Genomic DNA, 17,086 nt, shown 5'->3' on the forward strand with positions numbered 1-17,086 from the left:
CCCCCATGAGAAATATGAGAGGTGCATTAAGGATGGAAGCCGAAAATGTTAGGAAGTTTGAAACTAACGGAACAATGTTAGCTTATGTGTTAAGGGATGGAAAATTGAGCGAGTTACATGAGGAGATCCCTAGACCTAAGGACGGAGAGATACTGGTGAAAATGAAGGCCGTAGGTCTTTGCGGTACAGACATGGAAAAGATTTGTGGGCAGTACGCTGCTACCCCTTACTTAGGTCACGAGGTCTCTGGTGTCGTAGTTGAATCCAAATCAAGGGAGTTCAGGGAAGGCGATAAGGTATTTCCTCACGTTCATACTCCTTGTTACGAGTGCGAATATTGTATTAAAGGAAGCGAGACAATGTGTTCCCATTATAGATCAACTAATATATATCCGGGCGGATTCTCGGAGTATTTCATTGTCCCAGAATGGAACATAAGGAAAGGAGGAGTAATTAGATTACCTTACGATATATCTTACGAGGAAGGCGCCCTTATAGAGCCCCTTTCTACTGTAATCAGAGGACTTAGCAGAGTGAACGTTGAACCGGACGATACTGTTCTAATTGTTGGAGCTGGCCCTATTGGCCTTCTTCATTTAATGACCGTGAAGGCTATGGGAGCTGACGTCGTAATAACTAACTCAAGAGGATTCAGGTTGGATTACGCCGAGAGGTTGGGCGCTGATCATGTAATTCCGAGCGAGGAGAATGTACCAAGGAGAATTAGGGAAATTAATGATGGAAAGGGAGCAGATCTCGTAATTATAGCTTCTGGATCTCCTTCTGCAATAATTACTGGTTTGAAATCAGTGAGGAGAGGAGGTAAGGTACTCTTGTTTGCAGCTCCTTATAAGGGAACTAAATTAGATTATGACTTAAGTGAGCTATTCAATAGGGAAGTTTCCATAGTTCTCAGTAACTCCGCAGACGATAAGGACACTAGAAAGGCATTATACTTTATCAGAAAAGGAAAAGTAGATGTAAGAAAGATAGTTACGCATCGTTATAAACTCTACGAATTTCGAAAATTACTTCAAGAAGTAAAGGAAAGAAAGGTAATTAAAGCTATAGTTTTCTCTTAGGTTATATCCGAAATTAATATATAGTGATTATGATATAGCACTAGATTGAAATCTAAGATCATGAAAGATATAGTACTAGATATCGAAATAGAAAGTTTCTTTTTGTATATAATTAGGCGATATAGTCAAAGATAAAATATCTTTTTTTCATTAGAACGAACCATAATCTTGATGAATAGGCGAGGAAATAATCTCTATTAGTAAACTTAAAGCGATTAAGCTATCAAATTTACTATGAATTGCTGTTTCAATTATTTAAATTTTATAAAAAAGGAAGAAGGGAGTATCCTCAAGGAACGATTATGTAGGTATAATAATCAAGCCAGAGTTTATAGAGAACGACTCTTAGCTATAAAAAAGCTCTCTCACCTCATTTTAACATATCACTTCATTTAGCTAAGAGAGAGGTCTAATTAAGGATAGAGATACCTTTATTGGAGTTTTTCAACTAGATCTCAGAATAGACCTAATCCAATAGGGTTTCAGTTTAAGTCATTAAAGAGGAAAAGGTAACATACTATAAAGTTAGTTGGAGTTGACGCCTTTGATAGTACTCCAGTTTTAGACATAAAACCTTAACAATATATGCGATGTAACTGATCCTATAGTTCCAGAGCGTCATAATGAAAGTAAGAGAAAATGTAGATAAGTTAATTTTCTCTGTAATTTATATTAGTCATCAGATAAAAATTATAAACATTTATGCGCTTCTTTAAAACGTTTAATTGAGCTGATTTTTAAATATTTCTCCGTAATATTAACGCCATATTGATATATCATGGACCTATATTCCCCTCTCGTTCAACCTTTATACATTCGTATATTCTGGTTCTTGTATCATTTAGGCAAATTCCTCTCTTTATGAACCCACCTTTAATGAGTAATCTAATTGCCTCTCTCAGAGTTCTCTCTGGCAGTAACGATTCCTGTAGAAGTTCCTTGAACGTTGCCTTTCCCTTTGCTTCAATTATCTTTAGTACAAGTTTAGCGGAACAGGGAAGGTCTCTTCTATTCATAAGTAGAATGAAGATGCGGTAAATTTAAACTTCTTGTTGTATCTTTCAAAAATAAGGAGAATGAACTCGTAAATATAGTAACTCAAGTTATATGCAAAAATTGCACAAAACATTCAATTTTTAGGCGTGTTCTCTCCAAGTTATATTAAATGAAGCTATATCAAAAGTTCCCTGAAACCCAAGTGATAACTACAAAAGGTCCCCTCGATTTTTATAGGGATGTATTTGAGAAAGGTAAGTGGCTATTCCTCTTCGCTCATCCAGCTGACTTTACTCCAGTCTGCACGACGGAGTTTGTGGGATTCTCAAAGGTCTATGAAGAATTCAAGAGACTCAACGTGGAGTTAGTTGGGATGAGTGTAGATAGCATCTATTCCCACATAGAGTGGCTAAAGGATATCCAAGAGAGATATGGAATACAAGTTCCGTTTCCCTTAATAGCTGATCCAGATAAGAGGCTTGCTAGACTTCTTGATATAATTGATGAAGCCTCAGGAGTTACAATAAGAGCAGTCTTTTTAGTTAACCCAGAAGGCATAATCAGATTTATGGCCTATTATCCTATCGAGTATGGCAGAAAAATAGAGGAGCTCTTGAGAATAACCAAGGCTGCCCTTGTAAACTATAAGGCAAAGGTTTCTCTACCAGTAGACTGGGAACCAGGTCAGGAGGTTATAGTTCCAGCTCCATCTACAATCGATGAAGCTCAGATAAGGATGAAGTTACCAAACGCTAAGACTTGGTATCTAACCTTCAAGAAATATGATGAGTTACCTCAGGATCAAAGGGTAGTATAAACTTTAATAAATCTCTTTCAAATTGCTAAAGTAAGTTATATAGATAATAATAGAAAAACTATAGCATAAGGTTTAAAACATATATATAAAATGGAAAAGAAAATTTTTTAATATTTAATTAAATAAAGTTTCTATAGAATTTTTTAGGTAAAGATACAGAAGATATTTAGTATCTTGTAAAATACCTTATAGCTAAAACGAGATTCAGTACCATAAATTAAGTAATTGTATAAACTCCTCGGCAAATCAAGCTTAGTTCACTCAGTCCCGTTTTCAATATGTGTGAGCTATCACTTATCAGTTAATGAAATTTGATTGAATGGAGACGAAAGGTAAGTCGAGTTCTGCCTAATTATACCATGTTACTATGAAATCTTCTTGTTTTAAAGCAATTTTAACAAAAATTACCTTTGTACTATTTTCCGTACATTCTTTTCGAATGGAGGATATATGATTCCGTTCTCTGTAATTATCCCTGTAACGTATTTCGGAGGTGTGACGTCGAACACTGGATTATAAACTTGAACTTCAGCAGGTGCAATTGGAACTCCCCTAAGGAACCTCACCTCGTTAGGATCCCTCTCCTCTATCTTTACATCCTTCTCTTCACTCTTAAGGTCAAAGGTTGAGGTTGGAGCTAAAGCGTAGAAAGGAATTCCCATTTCGTGAGCAATAACTGCCTCCTTGAAAGTTCCTATCTTGTTATACACATGACCGTCTCTTAGAATTCTATCTGCTCCTACCATAACCGACTGTATCGTTCCCTTATACATCACTAGACCTACTGCAGTATCAGTTATCAGAGTCGTCTTGATTCCATCTTCCATTAGTTCATAAACGGTTAACCTACTTCCTTGCAACCAAGGTCTAGTCTCCGGCGCAAACACGGATATATCCATACCCAGCGCATGAGCGAGCTTCATGGGAGCTAGCGCAGTTCCCAGACCTGTACCCGTAGCTAGCCCTCCAGCATTACACTGAGTTAAGACGGCGTCACCGCTATTCAGTTTTTCAAGACCATACAAACCCATTTTGAGCTCTGCCTCATATTCCTCTTGGAATACTTGGTTAGCCTCCTCCTCCATGAGGTCCCTCAGTTCTTTGACGTTTTTAACATCGCCTTGTTCCACTGCGTTATTAGCGAGGTTAAGCATCCTGGAAGTAGCCCAAGACAAATTGACAGCTGTTGGTCTGGCAGAATCCAGTACAATTTTAGCTCTTTTCATGCTGTCTAACGCTTCGTTAAGTGATGATCCATTAACAGATAAAACCATTCCGTAAGATGCAGATATACCTATGGCAGGAGCCCCTCTTACTTGCATATTCCTAATAGCTGAAGATACACCCTCTGGATCCCTTAACTCAATCCAAGTTTTCTGAAATGGTAATTGAGACTGATCTAAAAGTAAGAGAGAATCTCCTCTCCACTCTATAGGTTTTAACTTGGGTTTAAATGCGTTTTTAACCTCTTCTAGAGTAACCACTTGATTATTTGATGAATATAAAGAAAAAACGTTTTCCTTCTATTTTGTGCTTATTACAGAACGACTGCTTATTTTAATTGTATGAGAATTTGGTCGGTAGAAGATCTACAAGTGTTAAATTTAAATTCCAAATTCGGTTTAGACATAATAAAAAAAGCAAACTATTTGTAATTTATTAAAGTAGCAATAATATAATTAAAATCATTATAAAGTAAAAATTAAAAAATAACTATTTAATTTAAGATTAGAAATTAATAGAAAAGTGTTGCGTTTATTTATTAACTTTTTTAAACTTGGTCATTAACAACTCAACTTGGAAATGAAGTTGTCTTTAGCGATTTTTTCCTTGACTATCGCAGTAGTTCTTTTAAGTATCTCTTTGGTTACGGCCATACAAGTTAATCAAATTTCTGTCATATCTATTAAGCAAGGTAATTATGTTGAAGGAAGTGACGTTTTCGATCCTTGACGTTGACTATCTAGTACTAATGGGAAGCTCCCTTAACGTTGATCTGAAGACGACATTAGAGAATAGGCTCTTCTTGTCAGGCTATCTATATAAGGTAAAGCCGGTCATGTATACCTTTGATAGGAAATTTATAGAGCCTTCACCCACAAGGGAGGTCATGGTGTCCCATAAGGGAGGAGTGAAAGCTATAGTAGAGTCAATGTACCCTGATCTGCCCGTCACCGAGATGGGAACTTCTTCAACTGCAATAATCTCTAGGAAGGGAAAACAGGAAATCCTCAAGTTCGGTTTATTCTCGTCGCTGTATAGCATGAATCTATCCTTTATGCTTTTAGGCCATCCACACTTGTACAAGGAGTCTACCTCTCTAATGATAGATTTGATGGAGATGTTATCCCATCATGATAAGGAGTTACATGAACTCTATGAAAAGACGTGGAATAAGTTAATTAAAGGAATACCATCCTTATCCATTGTAAAGGGAGAAGCAGAGGAGAGAATGGTTAAGGAGATGTTTGGAGATACTTACGCTGATGATACAGTAGTTACTAGGGACACCGTGGTTGTAATTCACAGGAAATTTTTAAGAGAATTGGAAGATAGAATAATGAATTTCGTAGTTGATTACGCTACAACGGATAACTTGAATAGCATGGAAATAGTAACTGCAGGATACGGAGAGGATTTACTTGAGCATTCTCTCAGAAACGTATTCGACGTGGTTAAGCTTTCCTGTTTACTTGGAGAGGAAATGTCAATTTATGCAACCGAAATAGGAGCTATGATAGATTTTGTCAAGTTTAAAGGAAAGGTTATAGACGTCAAAAATTTAAAAGTAGATGTGCTCAGACAACCTTTTTAGTTGAGATTGGATTGAAATAATCTCTCTTAAAGTATAAAATTATTTCATAATGCTACTGTTTTATCCTATTCTTTTTTCTTTATCTCGCTCCTTATGTCTTTTAATTCGTTCTTACTTCTCCAAAGCTTTTAAATAAAGATTGGTATATACTACCATAAAATTTAAGAAGATATTGTGTTTTTGATTCGAATATTAGAAGAGCTAATTCGATAAAGAAAACTCACTAATATAATTAATTATATTATTAATCTAGGAAGTCTATGGTTCTATTCTAAGATAGATCTCCATAAATATATCGAAAAGTTATAACGATTTCTTTCCAATAATCTAAGCTTATTGTTCCATTAACAAGTTTTCTTTTACTAAAATGAAAAAATTATATTAAAACTTAAGTTTTTTACCTTCAAATGTTATAATATAGTGCTATGATAAACGTCGGTTTCTATTACAAGGTTAAGGAGGGACATGAGAAGGAATTTGAGGAGACTTTTTCCAAGGTTAGGTCTTTCCTTAGTTCAACTAAAGGATTCCGTGAAGCTAGGCTATATAAGAGAGTAGATCAACCTAACGAGTACATGATTTACACGGAATGGGAAGACTTGGAAACCTTCAGGAAATTCATACTTTCTAGGGAATATAAGGAAACAACTACCTACGGCAAGACTATTCTGGAAGGAAGACCAACCCACAAGGTATTACATGAAGTTAATGAAACTATATGAAAAGCAAGATAGTAGTAAATAAATAAATAAAAAGAGATTATATTTTATATATATAGATAATTTTATTATATTTGATTTTTTATAAGAAATATGATAAGATTCTGGTATTTCTCTCTAGATTATTATATTTACTTGCTTCCCTATGTAAGACTTAGATGTGTTGAAGAAACTGACGATCAGTTAAAAACGCATAAAAATCCTCTGCCTATTCTTCATTTCTAACCTAATGAACTCAGAAAAATATGCCGTGTTATAATTACTTTTAGGTTAATAATTGAAATATTTCTGAACACTCTTGACTAACAGATAACCTAAGTAAAGCGATACCGCAACTCCCAAGGCTAGGATTCCGTAATATGCTATACCATTCTTGATATATAGTATATCGAAGAGATAAAGGAACACGAAAACGAAAATGATCTCCACTATATAAACTAAGCTTCTAAAACCCTCGGTGGTCATCCTTGTCACCCTTTGGATAAGCTACCAGGATTAGGTAAGGAAGTGCATCAAGGGATATCAACATTCCATTAGTATACAAGGTAAATCCCTCTAGAATGCCCAGGAAAATAACGTAAAGCATTACAATGAAAAGAAGCCTTAACTCAATCCTTGGAATCATGTTTAGACCGAAGGCGTCCACAATATCGTTTTCAGCAACCCCCAACATTATCAACGTCATAATTCCAGCTAACACGAAGGAGAAAACCATGAGGGTAAATGTAGAGTATATCTCAAGCATAGGAACTCTGCCTCGTCTTCTCCCTAAAAAATGTTACTCTGGCGAAAGAAGTTACGGGAGGAGTTCTTCCAAGTGGGGAATGGGATCCTCACGTAGTTAATGGAACAGTTTGAGGTGGTTTGAATGAATGGAAAAGATAGTTTAAAATATATATCTATACTCCTTGTAATAGTCGGTTTAATCCTTTTTATCTTCGGAACAACAACATTTGTGTATCCTAGAGAGCAATTCGATGTTAACGGAATGATTGAGATAACTGGGAATTCAACTCCCAACTATTTTATCAATTTCTTTGGACTTGCTATACTGCTTTTCGGAGCAGGCGGTTTGATCTCTTTAGTAGAATTACAAAGAACTGAAAACAAAAGTGGTGGTGTAAATGGCTAATGGGTACACTAAACTCCTCGTAGTTGGAGCTATAGTTGTGATCGCTATTCTGCTCGCTTCATACGGTGCTGATTTCGTACTTAATTCTGCGGCTCAAGCTACAAGTACGGTAACAGCTTACTATGTTCCCAACGCATCTCCCGATCTGGGAAACCCTGGATCTGAGTCCTTCTGGAGCACTATTCCATGGACTAGTGTACCTCTAGTACCAACGGTGCCAGTACCAGGAGGAATTTCAGGACATACCCACTTCGTCTACGTGAAGGCAGCGTGGACATATGTGGACAACGTCCCCTATATTATGATATTAATGAAGGCTAGAAATCATGGATATATCTCCTGGATGGCTTGTCCTGAGACTACAACTACGGGCAAATTATGGCAACCTTTCTCAGTAGAACATGCAGGTTGGTGGGTAGTCAACGTATCGTATAAGCAGTCCAACGAGAGCGTAGCGTCTGTCAATTGTATACCCGTTAAAGACCAAATACAATATCCACCGGGCGAGGCTCTTGCTAATCCAATACAGATTATCGCAGTAAACCAGAGCGGTAAACTAGTGGGAGAAATTCTAGGCGCTACTGGTCCTGGAGGACATCCGTTGAACGGAGGCAATCCAATAGTGATAACTTCCCTAGACCTCAACTACAGCGGTCACATGATTACTAGTATATCTCAGTTCGTGAAGATGGGTCTCAACGACACAACTTGGGGACAGAATGCATATAATGAGTTCTATCCTGAGGATACTGCTAAATACGTTACACTTTTCTATAACTCATCCTTCATGTACCCCGAAAGGTTCGCCATATTATGGTCCTTGGGAGGAGCTCCCAGCGATTGGTATCAGATTGCCTATACCCCACACATGATGCCTGGTACTTCTGGAGCAATATCTGCAGGTCAAGACGAGCTATGGGTATTAAACGATAATCCTAGGGCTAATAACACCCAAGACTTCGGCTATCCAGGACCAACTCTGTTCAGCAGGAACTCCACACCACCTTATGCCCACTATGCAGCGTATAATGACCCACTAAACTTAGGTTATCTCAAGGATCAGGGGATAATAGCTGATGCGTACGTTAACGGATCTTCAATATACTACATAGGCGGTGTACCTTTTATAGGCTTCCCCGCTCTCAACACTCCACAGTATAACACTTGGGATCTAATGAACGGCATGTACAACGCATCTAAGCTCTGGAATCCATCCGTGGTAGCTACTGGCATAACTTATCGTCAAACTCAAACTGGAACTTACTGGTACGCTGAGTTCGTGAGGACGTTCTCTACCGTGGGTGTATCAGGAGGTCAAGGAGAATCCCACTATCAAGTTCAACTATCTCCTGGCAAGACTTACCACGTTGCATTTGCTGTATTCCAAGGAGGAGCTGGAGAATCTGTTGACTTTAAGTCCATATCGTTCTGGTACAACTTGTACATAGAGCCAGCCTCTTCCTCCTCTTATGTGGCAATGCTACCAATGCTCATGGGTCTCCTGATAGCACCGATGGTTCCACTCTCAATGAAAACTCTAAAGTACCCGTTACTTAGACTCGTAGCTTTACCTTTCCTGAAGACATTCTTGAAGGTGTCAGGACATGGAAAAACGAAGATTTGATTTTAATTTAATTTCCTCTTTTTTAATTGTTTATCTAATAGCAGAGTTTCTTGAGCTCTTTTTCAATAGGGAGTTTCTAGTTTCAGTTTTACCCTTCGGGCTGGCAGGCATTTCAATAAACACTATAGAGCCAGCCCTGAGGTTCATGTACATTGTTGGGGGGTCTTCTTACGCTCTCTTGTTGTTCCTTCAACCTATACTTTTAGGTTGGGGCATATACGTAACTAAGGGATGGGTTAGAGCCCTTTTAGCTTCTGTCTTGCTGTCTACGCTTGGAGCGGATTTACTACATGCATACATAGGAATAAACAGCACTGCCCTCAATCTTCCATACCAGTTCTCAATGGCTTACGTGTTGCTGATAGTTGCATCATCGCTTTATATAGTTCACCTAAGCGGAAGGAGAGCCTTTTACGTTCTCTTGATTCCAGACCTACTTGCATTCTCCTTTTTATGGTTTGATTGGCTATCGCAGGGAATGGGAAATGACATGGCGAGCATAATATCAGCATACAGTGGATATCTAATTGCATATTCCGTCATGTTAGTTGGAATAGCTTTCACAGCTCTTGAATTGAAGAGAACTTCATTTAAGACAGTTTCTATCCTAGGTTCGGTAGGTGCATTCGTTGCCATAGCTACATTGCTGAATGTAATTCCTGGATGGGGTTTCGCAATAGGAGTAGCATTCCCGTATATTTTTGGCATTTTAGGTATAAGGGATTGGATGCCTCCAATCATCTTCTTGATAGCCTTCATAACTCTAGGTGTAGCGTTAGGTCTTAGAAAAAGCGATAAAGCTCTAAGTTTCGGTGCACTGTCGATTTTAGCCGGAACAGTGATATTTGATTCAGTACCACTAACTACGTACATGCTGGCTCCTTTAATGGCATGCCTTCTGATGTTCTTGATCTCTAACCATCAAAGAGAAAAAATTGAGAATAAAATGGAAAGGAATGTCTCAGCTCAATGATTAGCTCTCCCTTCTCTCTTTTTTATTTATGAACTACCTTACCCTAACGGATAAGGCTTCCTGCTTCATGACTTCACATTGCGTAAAGAGAGTGAAGCTCTGCACTGAAGGTCACTCCACTCAGAGTGCCGAGTGAATTGTCATAATGTCACATATATTACATCAAATAGATCAGAGGCATGTTTCTCCTACCCTTCCAAGGTGTCTCTGTAACACTAGTTCTATCATTAACCGTTATTAATAGAATATTATAGATTCTAATATTTGAATATAAAGAGGTATATCTATCCCCTTATAGATAGAATCTTCCACTCCCTTAAACCACACTAAGATAAAGTAAGAGAGACTATCTTAACTTGACTTATATAGTAGCTTATATTGTCTAAATTCCTTTTCTTCATGGTTTATAAGGCTTGCAATCCATTTTCACTTATTGTTGTGATATGGGAAAAAGTTTAAGAAATGACTATTTCCTTATTTTGCTATGGAAATTAAAAAAAGTATTTTATTAATTATCTTGGTAGCACTTGTAGTTGTAGGTGCCGTAGGCGGTTTTCTTATAGGTCAAAAAAGCTCTGCAGTAATGTCCACTAGTGATGTAACAGCTGTAACTGAGACTTCCACCTCGTCTACGGTAGAAGTATACGCTGGAGATCCACCCGCAAGTGTAGGAAATAGCGAGGATTATCTGATTAATCCTGTCTTTCCTGCACATACAATAGCATCTCAGTACGGTTATGTGACGTTAGGTAACGGGAGAGTTTTCATAGGAAGTCTGTATAACTCAGGAAACGGATATTTGGCTGGAGCTAAGGGTGCAGCAGTGGTAGCTTCTATGTTCGCAGGACAGCCGCTCTCATCATATGACTATTATCTATATATCACGGCCCCTTCAACAATAAACGTAGGAGGTGCAGTAAAAACTGACTCAGCAACCGTTATGTTCCTAGCTTCCATGTTAGGGCAGGAATCTTACTTGAACAAGTCTATGTATTTCCTTGGTGACGTAGGTCTGGAAGGTTACATGTACTCCACTGGAGTAGTTTATCAGAGAATTGTGCAGCTAAACCAAGGAGGAATATATTACTTGGTAGTGCCTAAGATGATGGCTTTAGCGGAGGGACAGAACTATCAGATGGCTCAGGAATACGCTAAGGCTCACAACGAGACCTTATACACGGTATGTGATATCCCCCAAATTTATCAAATAGAAACGTCTCAAGGATTACCTAACCCTCATGGATACATAGATTTCCAAGCTAACCTTAGCTCAGGTTACAACTACATGCTGGAGGTTTATAAATCCCTTTATTCTCACGCTAACTCCACGGCTAAGGAGAAGGCTTCTTCTTACTTCAGCGAAGCACAGAAGTTAGCCAATGAAGGACAGTATTATCAATTCTACTTGCCCGACAATCCAATGACACTCGCAATTGAGGCTGTTTACAATGGAACTTCGCTCCCCATAGATCAGGCTGCACTAAAGGCTCAGGAGAGCGGAAACTTATGGGCAATTGAAACAGCAGCAGAGGCAGAGTATTTATACCACGGAAATATGACCGACAAAATTGATTCCTTGGCCTGGGCTGGCTTAAGTGAATCAATAAGTGCAGGACCTACTATAACAAGCTACGGCTTATACCAAGGAGTATATAACGGTTTCTTGGTAGATATGTACGCAGCTGAATACTACGATGCAGTAACTGGCTCTCAGTACGGTAATGTGACGCTGTTAACTAATGTAATGAAGAACCCTAATCTGGTGTATGATTATGGATTCTTCGCCAACTATTATGCAAAGTTGGCTATGAATTTCAGCGAGTATTTCCTAAAGCAGCTCAACTCCACTTCTAAGAACTTGGTTGAGACTTCAATACAGAAGTACATGGAGAACGAGGTACCTCTGTTGGAGGACCAAGCTGCATACTATGACGGTCCATCGTTAGTTGCTTACATTTTTATGAATGCTGGAAACAGCACATACGCGTTATATCATGCCATGCCTTTCATAAGGATGAGTGAGAACACGGAGGAGTTAACGTGGTATAACTCAGTTTAACGAGGAAAGGTACTATAGATTTATTTTGTATAAAGTTTTTAGTCTTTTTTCGCCAGGGACCTCCCCCCCCCATCCGTGAGAGAGAATTAGTTTACTCTTCTATTCTCGTTCTTTTTACACTAAGCGAAATTGAGCCTCTTCGGATTTAGAACTTTTATTTAAAGGGTGGAAATGGTGAACATATAAAAAGAATTTTTCACTCTAAACTCTAACTAAAAATCAACAGAAATGGATGAAAAGAAAGGGAAAAAGAAGAAAAGCGTTTTGCTTGTTTTAATATAACTTGTAACCGCAGGAAGGACAGAACCTAGCATTAGGAGGTAGAGGGGATGAGCATGAAGGACAGTTCCTCTGATATGTGTATCCCTGATTGGGTTGTTGATACGGGTTGTTATAAGGATTGTTATATTGGTAAGGCTGTTGATATGGGTTTTGTTGATAGGGCTGGTTAGGATATCCCTGCATGGTAACTTGACCTGTGCCTATTAACCTCTCTATTTCACTCATAACTTGTCTTTCTATTTCAAGATTCCAAAGCTCTTCAACACCTTCTACGACAGCTAGTGGAGTTAGAACTAAGTAAGTAATCACGTCCTCGGCAACTGAAGTACCTACAATCCAATCTGCCAATCCTATATTCACGTCTAGATATCCTTGACCACCAGTCATTCTAACTGTAAAGGCTCTATTTGCGCCGAAAATTGTCCTCAATAGACCCGTCTTTTTGGCTTGCACCACGGCTGAGTTTCCGCTCACAAAATTTTGTGTATGATAACCTTTACCTTGAAGGTAAAAATCAATGGATTGAGCCAGAAGAGGCAGGTTTACGTTTACGCCCTGAAAGGTTTTATCCATTGTTATTTACATGGACCTCTAGGCTTTATGGTTTTCTCCTTTTTCGTCTAACCCTAACTTTACTTTCATTTTTTGATCTAATTTTACACTTTATAAAAATACCTTCTATCTATACTATTAAGTTCTATGATTTCTTTTTTCTTATTTTCTCTTAGTTCCACCATAACGTTCAAAATTTTCCATCTTTTCTCTAGCTCTAGAAAGCATGGAAGGATATTATATGTACCTACATGCATATTTACGCATATATGTTACTACATACTCTAATACTATGACATTGTACATGTATATACGCGTCTTATCTTCCCTTCTTCCAGTCAGTTCTTGGCATTATAGAATTCCTAAACTTCTCTAACCTTGACTTATAAGGTATTAAGTCCTCGATAATGAGCTTCACCTCCTCATCCATCCTCTTAACAGGGGTAGCACCTAACTGTGGAAGAACCTTGCTTTCAACATCATATTCGTGAACTTCAGCTTCTACTCTGGGATTCTTCACATGTTGAACTTCCACGTTCAATCCCAACGACTGGCCCGCTTTCTTTACCATCTCAGCTATTTGGTTTACCGAATAAACTTCATGTATTTGATTTACAACTCTATACCCATTTGGAGGATTCTCCAGCAATGCCGTGAGTGCCCTCATGCTATCCTCTAACGAAAGGAACCCTCTCTTCTGCTCTCCTTTTCCGTAAGGCGTAAGAGGCATTCCTAACACGGCTTCCACGCAGAATCTGTTTACAACTGTTCCCCATACCTCGTCAAAGTCGAACCTGGTTCTCACTCCCTCGCTCTTTATCTCCTCAGTTCTTGTTCCGTAAACTGGTCCTTGCATTATATCGGTCACTCTGTTCAACTTACCTAGATCCTTCAAGGACCAGAGAAGCAGGTACGTGTCAAACACCTTGCTCCAATGGTAATAGCTTCCTCCCTTCTTGGGGAAGGATATAACGTCTTTCTTTCCACCTATCTCTACCTCCACTTCTGGAGATTCCAGGATTGGATATGAAGGAGTACCATATTCTCCCATTGTACCCATCTTCAGGAAATGAATGTCAGGATTTACCTTGGAAATTGCATAGATCAGGTTTATTGTTCCCCTCACGTTGTTTTCAACAGTGTATACTGAATGATAAACGTCTATCATTGAGTAAGGCGCTGATCTCTGTTCAGCGAAGTCAACCACGGCATCTGGTTTGAAATCCCTTATGGTTTGCTCCACGAATTCGTAATCCTTCACGTCCCCCATTTGGAACTTAAGTTCCACTCCTGCCTCCTTCTTTGCGTTTTCAACCCTTTTATAAGGTTCAGGAAGGGGAAAGGCTGAATCCGATCCTACCTCCGTGACTGCCCTTCTCGTGAAAAGGTTATCTACCATTAAAACTTCATGTCCTCTCGAGGCCAGCCTAAGAGAAAGGGGCCAACCCAGATATCCATCTGCTCCGAATACAATAACTCTCATGTGGTTTAATCAGTTATGTACCTTAAAAATGAAAGGGTACCTTTTTCAACAATTTCCGAAAAATTATCGTTTGTACGAACACGTATTTTTCATCCTATTAACTAACTAATTTTTATATAGTTGCATATTCAGTTAACTTGAGATTAACTTGTCTCATCCTAAAGTAATCAAGGTGAAAGGATTTTCCGTGATAACTTTAGAAAAGAACGATAAGATTTACGCTTGGTACTCTGGGTGTCCTCACAAGAGAAGGCCATTAGACGAAGCTGAGATAGTTGGCGATACAGTGATATGTCCTTTCCACGGAGCAGTTTTCAGTCTCATTACTGGAGACATGTTGAAGCCACCGCAGTCTAAGACCCCATGTGAAGGGTGTAAGTTGATAAGGGTAAATTTGGAAGGTGAACCAACCTTCGAGATAGATCCATTCCCAGTATCTCTTCCACATAGAAAGTAAAAGAAATTAGAAAGAGAAAATAAGGAAAGGGAAGTTTACGGAATAATTTTCAACTTTAGGCTTTAGGGAAAATTCCCTTCCGTAATTTATATCTACATTTTAAGAATATAGAATAACACAGTATATTGTGAAAGTCATGGATTTAGCGTATTTAGAGGACTTGATATACTACGGTAAATATGACACGGCTCTTTCCTTGATAGAGAGAGAACTAGAGAAAGGAGAGAAATCACCAGAGTTACTCTTGCTAAAGGGTATATGTCAAAGGGAAAGAGGTGAACTGAACGAAGCTCTTAACTCTTTCAATGAAGCCGAAAAGATGGGAATGGAAAACGTGAAAAGGTTATACCACGAGATTGCCATGACCTACCTAAAGATGGGTAAAGGGACGGAAGCGATATCTGCGTTAAAGAAAATTGAGGATCCAGAAATTATGTTGGAGGAATCAGACATCATGGAAATCATGGGAAACGTTGAGGAAGCTGAGGATCTGGTGGAAAGATCCATCATGGCTAAACCTTCTCTTAATGGGTATTTAAAGAAGGCATTCTTTCTGGTGAGAAAGGGAAAGATCCAAGAGTCTATCTCAACTCTGAAGCAAGCTAACGATGAAAGAGCGTCGTTGATAGCCAACTTTCTGGATATTGTGATAAACGGTAGGGAAGAAGAAAGGGTAGGTTCACCTAACTTCATTCCTTGGTTAATAGGGAATTCCATATCGAAGGCATTAAAAGGAGACTTAGAAGGAGCCATAAAGGAGAGTGAGAGAGCCGTGTCGATAGATCCTTACTCTCCTCTTTTGCATACAGTTTACGGCTCCATACTATTTCTTCACGGCGACCAAAGGGCTTCGGAAGAACTTGAGAAGGGAAGGGAATGGAAGGATCCTACGGTTGTGAAGGAAAACGTGAAGAGTAAGGGAATTAGATTTCTAATAGACGAGATAGTTAAAGAGTTAACCAGATCCGTCTAAGGAAATAAGTCGTTTATTCCTTTACTTGTTTCAAATTAATACATACAAAAGAAATATGTTTATATCTTTATATACAATATTTTGTTTTTATAAGAAAAAAGAGAAGGCTAAAAAAGAAATTTATACTATATATATCTGTATATAGAATATATGCCCAACGTATATATACCATGCTATCTTATTTTTGAAAAAGATTAAGTTAATGTTTTAGAAATTCAGTACTTCATAGCCTTTGGATACAAGGTCCGCAAGTACAGGTCCTATCATAGTTACGTTTAATGTTTGAACTGCCTTCAGTTTATCTGTTATCTTCATACTGTCAGATACTACTTGGCACGCCATTGGCTTGTCTCCCATTTCAGATAACTTCTTGATCATGTCCATAACTTCAGGATCTCCATCTGCAATCATTTGTTCGCTTGGTCCGAAGAATATGACTTTAATATCATCAAATAGGTGCTTCTGCTTTCCAACAACTGCTAAATTTAAGCCAGTTAAAATCTTAGGCTTCTGATCCTTTCCTGAGTTTATCATAATAAGGATGTTTTTTGCCATGATTTATATAAGGATTCTACAATCTAAAGCTTAAATATAAACGTCCAAATTAGATAATCTCTTAAACGTAAAATCGATATATTATAATTATTTTCTTTTCGTTGTCTTTTCGGGACGACTTTTCTGTACACTTCTTATAAAAAATAATAATGTAAAAATCACGTTTAAGATCTCTCCACCGAATAAGTGAAAAAGGGGAAAAAGAGAGGAGCGAAGATCTTCGCTCCTCTCTTGAATAGCAAGAACATTATAGAAAAATAAGGCAACAAAAATGAGAAAACAGAGACGTATAATTATAGATGCAAAGTGAACTACCCGGTGGTATGGGGATTACTACCTTCAATACCTTTTCTGCTGTTGGGATACTTTTTAGGGTACTACTTGTGGTGGTTGGCTGTGGCTTCAGTCTTGGTTGGTCCTTCCCACATGTTCTTAGATATGTTCACTGAGGCAGGGGTATACGTGAAAAAAGGAAAGGGAAGTGGAGGAGATATGCATTAGCTCACTTCAGATATAATAATCCTCTAGCTAAAGAAAAAACTATCCTCCTGGGGGTAAGGGAACAAG

The 17,086-nt window shown here is 38.3% G+C and carries 19 protein-coding genes; 12 read left to right on the forward strand and 7 right to left on the reverse strand.

The annotated features are described in order from the left end of the window. Positions 1 to 32 precede the first annotated feature (32 nt). Positions 33 to 1,082 (forward strand): zinc-binding dehydrogenase, encoded by a 1,050-nt coding sequence (locus tag RQ359_RS06940; RefSeq protein WP_240900152.1) that lies wholly within the window; start codon positions 33 to 35, stop codon positions 1,080 to 1,082. 776 nt (positions 1,083 to 1,858) lie between these two features. Here RQ359_RS06940 and RQ359_RS06945 read toward each other — a convergent pair. Further along, positions 1,859 to 2,098: a hypothetical protein gene (locus RQ359_RS06945; protein WP_054839113.1), complete on the reverse strand. Its 240-nt coding sequence runs from the start codon at positions 2,096 to 2,098 to the stop codon at positions 1,859 to 1,861. A gap of 149 nt (positions 2,099 to 2,247) precedes the next feature. Between RQ359_RS06945 and RQ359_RS06950 the strand changes: the two genes are divergently transcribed. Further along, positions 2,248 to 2,895 carry a peroxiredoxin gene (locus tag RQ359_RS06950; RefSeq protein ID WP_054839112.1) on the forward strand — a complete coding sequence of 216 codons (648 nt, stop codon included), beginning with the start codon at positions 2,248 to 2,250 and terminating at the stop codon, positions 2,893 to 2,895. A 404-nt stretch (positions 2,896 to 3,299) separates the two neighbouring features. Here the strand turns inward: RQ359_RS06950 and RQ359_RS06955 are convergent, their stop codons facing one another. After that, a complete protein-coding gene (locus tag RQ359_RS06955; protein WP_457921145.1) occupies positions 3,300 to 4,379 on the reverse strand; it encodes an S-methyl-5-thioribose-1-phosphate isomerase in 1,080 nt (359 codons plus the stop codon). 313 nt (positions 4,380 to 4,692) lie between these two features. Between RQ359_RS06955 and RQ359_RS06960 the strand changes: the two genes are divergently transcribed. From RQ359_RS06960 to RQ359_RS06970, 3 genes are all read left to right on the forward strand, one after another. Continuing rightward, entirely contained in the window at positions 4,693 to 4,848 is a 156-nt protein-coding gene (locus RQ359_RS06960; protein WP_156017198.1) for a hypothetical protein, read from the forward strand. Then, entirely contained in the window at positions 4,817 to 5,710 is an 894-nt protein-coding gene (locus RQ359_RS06965; protein WP_457921146.1) for a hypothetical protein, read from the forward strand. Before RQ359_RS06960 ends, RQ359_RS06965 begins: the two co-directional genes overlap by 32 nt. Before the next feature lie 425 nt (positions 5,711 to 6,135). Then, positions 6,136 to 6,432: an antibiotic biosynthesis monooxygenase family protein gene (locus tag RQ359_RS06970; protein WP_054839109.1), complete on the forward strand. Its 297-nt coding sequence runs from the start codon at positions 6,136 to 6,138 to the stop codon at positions 6,430 to 6,432. Between the two features lie 267 nt (positions 6,433 to 6,699). Here RQ359_RS06970 and RQ359_RS06975 read toward each other — a convergent pair whose 3' ends face one another. Both RQ359_RS06975 and RQ359_RS06980 read right to left on the reverse strand, forming a co-directional pair. Then, a complete protein-coding gene (locus tag RQ359_RS06975) occupies positions 6,700 to 6,894 on the reverse strand; it encodes a hypothetical protein (protein ID WP_054839410.1) in 195 nt (64 codons plus the stop codon). Next, a complete protein-coding gene (locus RQ359_RS06980) occupies positions 6,875 to 7,174 on the reverse strand; it encodes a hypothetical protein (RefSeq protein WP_054839411.1) in 300 nt (99 codons plus the stop codon). Before RQ359_RS06980 ends, RQ359_RS06975 begins: the two co-directional genes overlap by 20 nt. A 123-nt stretch (positions 7,175 to 7,297) precedes the next feature. Here RQ359_RS06980 and RQ359_RS06985 point away from each other — a divergent pair, with 123 nt between their 5' ends. The 4 genes from RQ359_RS06985 (at position 7,298) to RQ359_RS07000 (ending at position 12,217) form a co-directional block, all read left to right on the forward strand. Further along, a complete protein-coding gene (locus tag RQ359_RS06985; protein ID WP_054839241.1) occupies positions 7,298 to 7,561 on the forward strand; it encodes a hypothetical protein in 264 nt (87 codons plus the stop codon). Continuing rightward, complete coding sequence (locus tag RQ359_RS06990; RefSeq protein ID WP_206338989.1) at positions 7,554 to 9,185, forward strand: DOMON domain-containing protein; 1,632 nt, start codon at positions 7,554 to 7,556, stop codon at positions 9,183 to 9,185. Before RQ359_RS06985 ends, RQ359_RS06990 begins: the two co-directional genes overlap by 8 nt. Next, on the forward strand, positions 9,166 to 10,158 hold the full coding sequence (locus RQ359_RS06995; protein ID WP_156017192.1) for a hypothetical protein: 993 nt from the start codon (positions 9,166 to 9,168) through the stop codon (positions 10,156 to 10,158). The genes RQ359_RS06990 and RQ359_RS06995 overlap by 20 nt, the downstream gene beginning before the upstream one ends. A gap of 484 nt (positions 10,159 to 10,642) precedes the next feature. Next, complete coding sequence (locus RQ359_RS07000; RefSeq protein ID WP_156017190.1) at positions 10,643 to 12,217, forward strand: serine protease; 1,575 nt, start codon at positions 10,643 to 10,645, stop codon at positions 12,215 to 12,217. Positions 12,218 to 12,490: 273 nt separating this feature from the next. Here the strand turns inward: RQ359_RS07000 and RQ359_RS07005 are convergent, their stop codons facing one another. Next, complete coding sequence (locus RQ359_RS07005; RefSeq protein WP_457921147.1) at positions 12,491 to 13,072, reverse strand: zinc ribbon domain-containing protein; 582 nt, start codon at positions 13,070 to 13,072, stop codon at positions 12,491 to 12,493. 298 nt (positions 13,073 to 13,370) lie between these two features. Then, the gene (agl3, locus tag RQ359_RS07010) at positions 13,371 to 14,534 is read right to left on the reverse strand and encodes a UDP-sulfoquinovose synthase (protein WP_457921148.1); all 1,164 of its coding nucleotides are present in this window, start codon (positions 14,532 to 14,534) and stop codon (positions 13,371 to 13,373) included. 148 nt (positions 14,535 to 14,682) lie between these two features. On the opposite strand from agl3, the gene RQ359_RS07015 reads away from it, so the two are divergent. Together RQ359_RS07015 and RQ359_RS07020 are read left to right on the forward strand one after the other, a co-directional pair. After that, a complete protein-coding gene (locus RQ359_RS07015; protein ID WP_083477054.1) occupies positions 14,683 to 14,991 on the forward strand; it encodes a Rieske (2Fe-2S) protein in 309 nt (102 codons plus the stop codon). Positions 14,992 to 15,127: 136 nt separating this feature from the next. Beyond that, a complete protein-coding gene (locus RQ359_RS07020; protein ID WP_457921149.1) occupies positions 15,128 to 15,964 on the forward strand; it encodes a tetratricopeptide repeat protein in 837 nt (278 codons plus the stop codon). Between the two features lie 207 nt (positions 15,965 to 16,171). Here the strand turns inward: RQ359_RS07020 and RQ359_RS07025 are convergent, their stop codons facing one another. Beyond that, positions 16,172 to 16,519 (reverse strand): DsrE family protein, encoded by a 348-nt coding sequence (locus RQ359_RS07025; protein WP_156017176.1) that lies wholly within the window; start codon positions 16,517 to 16,519, stop codon positions 16,172 to 16,174. 318 nt (positions 16,520 to 16,837) lie between these two features. Here RQ359_RS07025 and RQ359_RS07030 point away from each other — a divergent pair, with 318 nt between their 5' ends. Continuing rightward, entirely contained in the window at positions 16,838 to 17,020 is a 183-nt protein-coding gene (locus RQ359_RS07030) for a DUF1286 domain-containing protein (protein WP_457921150.1), read from the forward strand. The last annotated feature ends 66 nt before the right edge of the window (positions 17,021 to 17,086 follow it).

Source organism: Sulfuracidifex metallicus DSM 6482 = JCM 9184 (assembly GCA_032834875.1).
In the GTDB taxonomy this organism is placed as follows: domain Archaea; phylum Thermoproteota; class Thermoprotei_A; order Sulfolobales; family Sulfolobaceae; genus Sulfuracidifex; species Sulfuracidifex metallicus.

Excerpts from the sequence above, each read along its gene's own strand:
- RQ359_RS06975 (WP_054839410.1), bottom strand. The coding sequence starts at position 6,894 with ATGACCACCGAGGGTTTTAGAAGCTTAGTTTATATAGTGGAGATCATT.
- RQ359_RS07020 (WP_457921149.1), top strand. The coding sequence starts at position 15,128 with ATGGATTTAGCGTATTTAGAGGACTTGATATACTACGGTAAATATGAC.
- RQ359_RS07025 (WP_156017176.1), bottom strand. The coding sequence starts at position 16,519 with ATGGCAAAAAACATCCTTATTATGATAAACTCAGGAAAGGATCAGAAG.
- RQ359_RS06950 (WP_054839112.1), top strand. The coding sequence starts at position 2,248 with ATGAAGCTATATCAAAAGTTCCCTGAAACCCAAGTGATAACTACAAAA.
- RQ359_RS06965 (WP_457921146.1), top strand. The coding sequence starts at position 4,817 with ATGTTGAAGGAAGTGACGTTTTCGATCCTTGACGTTGACTATCTAGTA.
- RQ359_RS06980 (WP_054839411.1), bottom strand. The coding sequence starts at position 7,174 with ATGCTTGAGATATACTCTACATTTACCCTCATGGTTTTCTCCTTCGTG.
- RQ359_RS06940 (WP_240900152.1), top strand. The coding sequence starts at position 33 with ATGGAAGCCGAAAATGTTAGGAAGTTTGAAACTAACGGAACAATGTTA.
- RQ359_RS06990 (WP_206338989.1), top strand. The coding sequence starts at position 7,554 with ATGGCTAATGGGTACACTAAACTCCTCGTAGTTGGAGCTATAGTTGTG.
- RQ359_RS06945 (WP_054839113.1), bottom strand. The coding sequence starts at position 2,098 with ATGAATAGAAGAGACCTTCCCTGTTCCGCTAAACTTGTACTAAAGATA.
- RQ359_RS07000 (WP_156017190.1), top strand. The coding sequence starts at position 10,643 with ATGGAAATTAAAAAAAGTATTTTATTAATTATCTTGGTAGCACTTGTA.
- RQ359_RS06985 (WP_054839241.1), top strand. The coding sequence starts at position 7,298 with ATGAATGGAAAAGATAGTTTAAAATATATATCTATACTCCTTGTAATA.
- RQ359_RS06995 (WP_156017192.1), top strand. The coding sequence starts at position 9,166 with ATGGAAAAACGAAGATTTGATTTTAATTTAATTTCCTCTTTTTTAATT.
- agl3 (WP_457921148.1), bottom strand. The coding sequence starts at position 14,534 with ATGAGAGTTATTGTATTCGGAGCAGATGGATATCTGGGTTGGCCCCTT.
- RQ359_RS07005 (WP_457921147.1), bottom strand. The coding sequence starts at position 13,072 with ATGGATAAAACCTTTCAGGGCGTAAACGTAAACCTGCCTCTTCTGGCT.
- RQ359_RS06970 (WP_054839109.1), top strand. The coding sequence starts at position 6,136 with ATGATAAACGTCGGTTTCTATTACAAGGTTAAGGAGGGACATGAGAAG.